This is a genomic window from Bacillus sp. OK048, assembly GCF_900103525.1.
In the GTDB taxonomy this organism is placed as follows: Bacteria; Bacillota; Bacilli; order Bacillales; family Cytobacillaceae; genus Neobacillus.
Genome location: NZ_FNHN01000013.1, coordinates 135,458 through 142,340, shown reverse-complemented (window position 1 = coordinate 142,340; position 6,883 = coordinate 135,458). Strand labels below are relative to the sequence as shown.

The following is a 6,883-nucleotide window of genomic DNA, read 5'->3' as shown; positions in this document are numbered from 1 at the left end:
CTCAAGATTCGCTCGACTTGCATGTATTAGGCACGCCGCCAGCGTTCGTCCTGAGCCAGGATCAAACTCTCCAAGAAAGTTGATATAGCTCATTTTGTTACGTTGGCTTAGCTTTTATAAAAAGCTAAAAAATTGTTTGTTGACGTTCTTGTTTGTTTAGTTTTCAAAGAACAATATTTCGCTTCGCAACGTCTCCGTCAGAAGCAACTCTATTACTATATCATTTCGTTAACTTGTCGTCAACACTTTTTTAAAACTTTTTTAATATCAACGTGTTGTTAACGCGTCATTAACGACTGCTAAAATATAATAACACCTTTAATTCATATCGTCAACTAAATATCAAAACTAATTTATAGTCGATTGTTTATCTTCATATAATATAAAAAAGCCAGCCTCATTTTCTAAGGCTGGCCGGCTTTTGCTTTTATTTCGTAATCTTAATTATTCCTTCTTGCTTTAAGTCGACCTGTCCTTCTTTTTCGATTACAATCTTTTCGCCTTCAGCCAAATTCGTAAAGACGATCGGTGTAATAGTAGATGTTGCATGTTCCTTAATATAGTCCAAATCAACTTTTAGTAACGGCTGACCTTGACTGACAAGATCATTTTCCGAAACTAATGTTTCAAATCCTTGTCCCTTGAGGTTAACGGTGTCAATTCCAACATGTATAAGAATCTCGCGACCCGTATCGGAAAGGATGCCAATCGCATGCTTGGTAGGGAATAGGTTTACGATTTTTCCATTCACTGGTGAAACAACAGTTCCTTCAGATGGAACGATTGCAAAGCCGTCACCCATCATTTTCCCCGCAAACACTTGGTCCGGGACTGCCGTAATTGGTTTTATCTCCCCCTTAAGTGGTGCCATAAAACCCTCATCTTCACTTTTACGAGCAGTTTGAAGTGCTTCTGGATTAATCTCCTCTATTTGTTGCTCAACACCTTTTTCTGGTGATTTAACCCTTGTACTAGGTTTTTTACCTTCCATTATATCTTTCATTTGTCCCTTAATCGTTTCAGATCGAGGTCCAAAGATTGCCTGAATGTTGTTTCCAACTTCTAAAACACCCGCCGCTCCCAACCTTTTCAACTGGGCCTTATCTACATCTTTACTATCATTAACAGAAACACGAAGGCGTGTAATACATGCATCTAAATGAGAGATGTTTTCTTTACCACCCATCGCATTTAGTATATTAGTTGCTAAATCAGCTGAACCTGCTTTGCCAGTTGGTGATTGATTTTCCTCTTCTTCCAACTCACGCCCCGGGGTTTTTAAATTGAATTTACGAATTGCAAAACGGAAGCCAAAATAATAAACAACCGCAAACACTAAACCTACAGGAATAACAATCCAAGCATTGGTTTGTGGGTTAATCAATCCAAAAAGGATATAGTCAATTAAACCACCCGAGAAAGTCATTCCGATTTTCACATCTAACAAGTGCATAACCATAAACGAGAATCCTGCGAAAATGGCATGGATACCGAATAATATTGGTGCAACGAATAAAAATGAGAATTCAATTGGTTCTGTAATACCTGTTAAGAAAGAAGTTAGCGCAGCTGATGCCATTAAACCACCAACAATTACTTTCTTTTCAGGCTTTGCTTCGTGATAGATCGCTAACGCTGCAGCAGGTAAACCAAACATCATGAATGGGAATTTACCTGTCATAAATGTACCAGCCGTTAAATTTTGAACATTATCTGTGATTTGCGCCATGAAGATACGTTGATCTCCACGAACTACTTCTCCAGCCTTTGTAGCGTACTCTCCAAATTCATACCAGAAAGGAGAATAGAAAATATGGTGTAATCCAAATGGAATTAATGATCGTTCAATTACACCGAAGATAAATGCAGATATCGTTAAGTTTGCGTGTACCATGTTTTGTGAGAATGCATTTAGACCATTTTGAATTGGCGGCCAAATGAATATCATCAACAATCCTAAAATAAGCGCAGAGGCTGCTGTAATAATTGGTACAAAGCGTTTTCCCGCGAAGAACCCTAAATAAGATGGTAATTCAATTTCATAAAACTTATTATACATTGCAGCAGCAAGTATACCGACGATAATCCCTCCAAACACTCCAGTTTGCAGTGTTGGAATTCCTAATACATTTGCATAACTTAAACCATTAACATCCTCTGCTGAAATACCAAGTACTGTCCCCATTGTTACATTCATGACTAGGTATCCGATAATTGCGGCCAGTCCCGCAGTTCCTTCACCGCCAGCTAATCCTACAGCAACACCCACCGCAAACAAGAGCGGTAAGTTCCCAAAGATTATGTTCCCTGCATTTTGCATAACAGAAGCAATCATTTTAACCGTACTGTTATCTAGAAATGGTGCTAATTCTAAAAGTGCTGGGTTTAAGAGCGCCGCTCCTAAAGCAAGCAATATCCCCGCAGCCGGCAATAATGCTACCGGCAGCATTAATGCTTTACCCACTTTTTGCAAGACGCCAAAAGATTTTTTAAACATAGATCATACCTCCAATTATTTTTTTTGCTCATTAAGCGATTTCATTTGACAAAAAAACAAAAAAGGCATGAGTAAAAGTTCAATTGAATAAGACATCAGGTATAGACTACCCAAAAGCCTTGGTTTCAATTAATACTTTTCACTCATGCCTGATCGAATCAGTAACACGTTAAAAAATAATAGCTATTTAAATTTTTTCTGTATTCGCTGCATATGCATGGTTAAGTACACTGCTTCCGCATCAAATACTTTTAATTTTAATGTTTGTTGCATTACCTTAATGAGCTTCCATGAGAGATTATAGCATACGGGATATTCTTGTTTCAATAGTAAGGATATTTTTTCTGGCTCCTCTACTTTTTCCCCTTTGACAACCCTCTCAATGGTGAAACGCAGGTGGCGGACAAGCCGCATATAATCAATGCCTTCATTATCAATGACGATATCAAATTGCTCTTCGACCATCCTTACCAGCCTGCTGACAAGCTGTGAATGTTGATTTACCTCTGATAATTTTCTGCTCGTCATAGCACTATGAATATGCAAAGCTATAAATCCGATTTCACCGACAGGGAGTGAAATCCCTGTCTTTGTGCTTATTAATTCAACGACCTCTTTTGCTATTTCATATTCATGCCGATAAAGAGTCTTTGTTTCGATGAGAAACGGATTACTAACCTCCATACCATTAGATATTCTAGTAATCGTGAACATTAAGTGATCGGTTAAGGCAACATGAATATGTTCATCTAGAATGGTATTTGTCCTTTGCTTGATTAAGCTAATGGCAGAAATAATTACTTCTTGTAAATCATTATCAATAAAAGGTAGTAATTTAATATAATTCTGCTGCTCCTTTTCATTTTTCAAAACAAAAAGTTTTTCAACTGAATCCGTTTCAATAGAATCTCCAGGTTTCCGATTGAAACCTATCCCTTTACCGATTAAAACGACTTCCTCGTAGGAAGGGTGTTCCGCAATTAAAACATTGTTATTTAGCACCTTTTTTAGTAACAGCCTTGCCATACCCATCTTCTCCATTTCGTCCCATTACCTTATTTATCATGTTAAAAGAGACAAAACAAGAAGTCAACGACAAAAACCGACAATCCCTACTCATAGGTTATTCCCCTTATGGCAATTAAAAAGAACCCTGCGGTAAATCCGAGCAATGCTAGTGTGTCCTTAATAAGAGTACTGGTATGAAGGCTGCCACTGATAATTTCTTTAAACCCAGACATAGCCCAGCTTTGGGGCACGGCCAAAGCTATTTTTTGCATAAATTCTGGAACTAGTTCAATTGACCAATATACACCGCCCAGCATACAGGTACTTACGACTAATACCGCCCCAATCGCACCCGCTTGTTGTTTTGTTTTAACAATCCCTGCAATCATAAGACCAAAACCAACGACACATAAGATCACCAATGAAGCAAAAGGAATCATATAGGTTAAGTTTCCCCACTTCGAATCAAACATGATGTTCATCGCTGCCATTAATACTGCAAACTGAATCCAACCCATTAAAAAATAAGCAAGTAGATACCCTAAACCAATCTGAAACTTCTTAGCCGGAGTAATCATCAGCCTGCTCCATGTGCCTCCGATTCGTTCATCTAGAATGGTTGAAGCGGCTCCAGAAATGCCAAACAACATAAACATAATAGCAAAACCCACAAACATCAAATCTACTTCAACTAGGTTATTGTCTTCCTTCTGTATGGTTTGTTTTTCTACTTTAACGCCTTTACTCATTGCTACTGCCTCTAGTACATCTGAAACTGCATTTGAATCCAATTCCTCTACCGTCTGATAGGAACGACTGATTATATTTGCCGTCCCTTGCAAATGCGGAGCTAGAGCAAGATAATCCTCAGTTCTACTGCGTAAAATGACATCAAACAATGGTTGTTTATCCGTTATCCTCCCTTGAAGGTCTGCTGGAAAGACAATTGCAGCTACGGTATCCTGTTTTTCAACATTTTCCTTTGCCTGTTTTAAGGTCACTTTGTTCCATTGGTAATGTTCATTCTTCTTCAGTAGATTGAACATTTCAGCACCTAGTCCTTCTTCTTTCATTACAACATCAACAATTGGTTTATTTTGTTCCGATTCAACCGCAATTCCCCCAAAAATCCAGCTAAATAACCCTGGTAAAATGAACATCAAAACCAATGCCCCAGGTGATTTAAAAAGTTCCTTTAAGTGCAGCCATGCAACAGTCCAGATTTTACGCATATTTCCCCCTCCTTTCAGTTGAAAGACGAAATAGGCCAATCGCAAAAAAGAATATTCCTAAAACAATCGAGCCAAGCACTGCAGGAATAACCTCTACAAGCGATGCCCCAGACATAAGGTCTAGATAGGTTTGGAGAGCAAGCCCGTTCGGCAATATTTTCCCAGCTGATACAAACCAATCAGGGAATATATACAATGGAGCCATGCTCCCGCCTAAGGCAGCAAATATCTGTGTGCCTAGCATCCCAGCTGCATTAAACGCTTTTTCTGTCTTAATAAAGGAGCCTGCTAATACCCCTAACCCACATGCACTTATAACAAATGCAAATGTCATCAACATAATACCTGAAATTGAATCTCCCCAATCAACGCCAAATAAGACCTTTGTCCCTATAATAATCACAAATGCCTGTGTTAAGGAAATGACAATTAAGCCAACCATTTTCCCCGTTAAATAATTTAGGTAGGTTAAGTTTGATACTAACAAACGTTTAAAAACTTCCTGCCCTTTTTCAAGAATCATCGTTGAAACACCTTGTACTACGGTCATCAATAAAAACATGACCCCCATTGCTGCTGCATAATACTGAAAAGAACTGACTGGATTTGTATTTGTATCGATTGCTGTTTCATGTAGGAGGTCTTGGGTGGGTTCATCTGTGGAGGCCTTACCTTGAACGGGCTGTGTCTTAGTAACAGACATCACTTCAAGTGGTATCGTTTGAGCAAATTGTTCAATTACAGTTGAGACGATTGTCGCCTTAATTCCGGGGTCCGGAACTGTTATTAGCTTTGTCTGCGCTTGTTCGCCTGTCATTAACGAAGCAGTAAACTCCTCATCAATAACAATTCCCACTTCTAACTTGTGATCTTTGATTTTTTTATACAGATCTTCTTCCTGATAGTATGTAACTTGAATTTGATCTGGTAACTCCTTTTTAAAAATCTCTTCTGAAAGCACTTCACCTAACTGACCTTTATCTAAATTCACTATTCCTAATGTAAATTTCTTGATTGTCACATCATCATTGCCATCCATCATATCTCCAAATGCTGCACCCAAAATGGCAATTAACAATAGAGGCATCGCTATTAAAGTTAAAAAAGCCTGCTTATCACGGAATATAATTAATAGATCTTTCCATGCGACCCACCAGGAAGTCATCCTCTTCACCCCTATTCTCTTAAGCTTCGTCCAGTTAAATGCAAAAAGACACTTTCTAGGTTTGGTTCGATAATTTCTACAGAAGTAACCTTTGTTCCCACTTTTGTTAGTAACTGGATTAAATCGCTTAATATTAATTGTGGTTCTTTATGAAAGACCGTAAGCTGATTTGCATCGATCAGGATATCTTTTTCCGAAACTAAGGTTGTTAGTAAGGTCATAATCTCTAAGTTATGCAATCTATCAACTTCCATTGACACAAGAATTCTTGAGCGGTCGCCAATGGTTTCCCTTAACTCCTTTAATGTACCGCAGACAATTAATTCTCCATGATCAATAATCCCAATCCGTTCACAAAGGTACTCAACCTCCTCCATATAATGGCTGGTATAAATAATCGTCATTCCTTCATTATTTAACCTTTTTACCGTCTCCAAAATATGATTTCTTGACTGTGGGTCAATTCCGACTGTCGGTTCATCCATTATTAGAACCTCTGGTTGATGTAATATCGCAGCGCCAATATTTACCCGCCGCTTCATTCCGCCTGAAAAGGTGTTAACCTTATCCTTTGCCCGATCGGTTAAGCCAATCATTTCGAGAACCTCATCAACAGATTTATCGAGATTTTTTCCAGATAGATCATACATTCTTCCCCAAAACTTCAAATTCTCCCTTGCCGATAACGTCTCATAGAGAGCAATTTCCTGTGGCACTACCCCGATCATTTTTTGAGCTTGTTTAGGATTTTTGATGACATCAATCCCCTTTATATGAATCTCGCCTGATATGGGAGGATATAAACCGGTCAGCATGTTGATAATAGTAGATTTTCCAGCACCATTTGGACCTAGTAAACTAAACGACTCCCCTTTTTCTATCGAAAATGACACTCCCTTAACAGCCTCAAATTTCCCAAAGCTCTTTTTCAGTCCCTGAACTGTTAGTATGTTCACCATTATCACTCTCCATTCCATTCAA

The 6,883-nt window shown here is 38.5% G+C and carries 5 protein-coding genes and 1 rRNA gene; all 6 read right to left on the bottom strand.

Going from position 1 to position 6,883, the window contains the following annotated elements; translation table 11 throughout:
• A 16S ribosomal RNA gene (locus tag BLR86_RS20860) occupies positions 1-77 on the bottom strand; the annotation flags it as partial.
• Positions 78-427: 350 nt separating this feature from the next.
• Positions 428-2,497, bottom strand: coding sequence for a glucose-specific PTS transporter subunit IIBC (gene ptsG / locus BLR86_RS20855; RefSeq protein WP_090766216.1), 2,070 nt, complete (start codon positions 2,495-2,497; stop codon positions 428-430).
• Positions 2,498-2,680: 183 nt separating this feature from the next.
• On the bottom strand, positions 2,681-3,523 hold the full coding sequence (locus BLR86_RS20850; protein WP_090766213.1) for a glucose PTS transporter transcription antiterminator GlcT: 843 nt from the start codon (positions 3,521-3,523) through the stop codon (positions 2,681-2,683).
• Between the two features lie 86 nt (positions 3,524-3,609).
• Positions 3,610-4,737 (bottom strand): ABC transporter permease, encoded by a 1,128-nt coding sequence (locus BLR86_RS20845; RefSeq protein WP_090766210.1) that lies wholly within the window; start codon positions 4,735-4,737, stop codon positions 3,610-3,612.
• Positions 4,730-5,902: an ABC transporter permease gene (locus BLR86_RS20840; protein ID WP_090766208.1), complete on the bottom strand. Its 1,173-nt coding sequence runs from the start codon at positions 5,900-5,902 to the stop codon at positions 4,730-4,732. The genes BLR86_RS20845 and BLR86_RS20840 overlap by 8 nt, the downstream gene beginning before the upstream one ends.
• An 11-nt stretch (positions 5,903-5,913) precedes the next feature.
• The gene (locus tag BLR86_RS20835) at positions 5,914-6,852 is read right to left on the bottom strand and encodes an ABC transporter ATP-binding protein (protein ID WP_175492993.1); all 939 of its coding nucleotides are present in this window, start codon (positions 6,850-6,852) and stop codon (positions 5,914-5,916) included.
• Positions 6,853-6,883 lie beyond the last annotated feature (31 nt).

Coding starts and splice junctions, on each gene's coding strand:
- ptsG (WP_090766216.1), bottom strand. CDS start 2,497: ATGTTTAAAAAATCTTTTGGCGTCTTGCAAAAAGTGGGTAAAGCATTA.
- BLR86_RS20850 (WP_090766213.1), bottom strand. CDS start 3,523: ATGGCAAGGCTGTTACTAAAAAAGGTGCTAAATAACAATGTTTTAATT.
- BLR86_RS20845 (WP_090766210.1), bottom strand. CDS start 4,737: ATGCGTAAAATCTGGACTGTTGCATGGCTGCACTTAAAGGAACTTTTT.
- BLR86_RS20840 (WP_090766208.1), bottom strand. CDS start 5,902: ATGACTTCCTGGTGGGTCGCATGGAAAGATCTATTAATTATATTCCGT.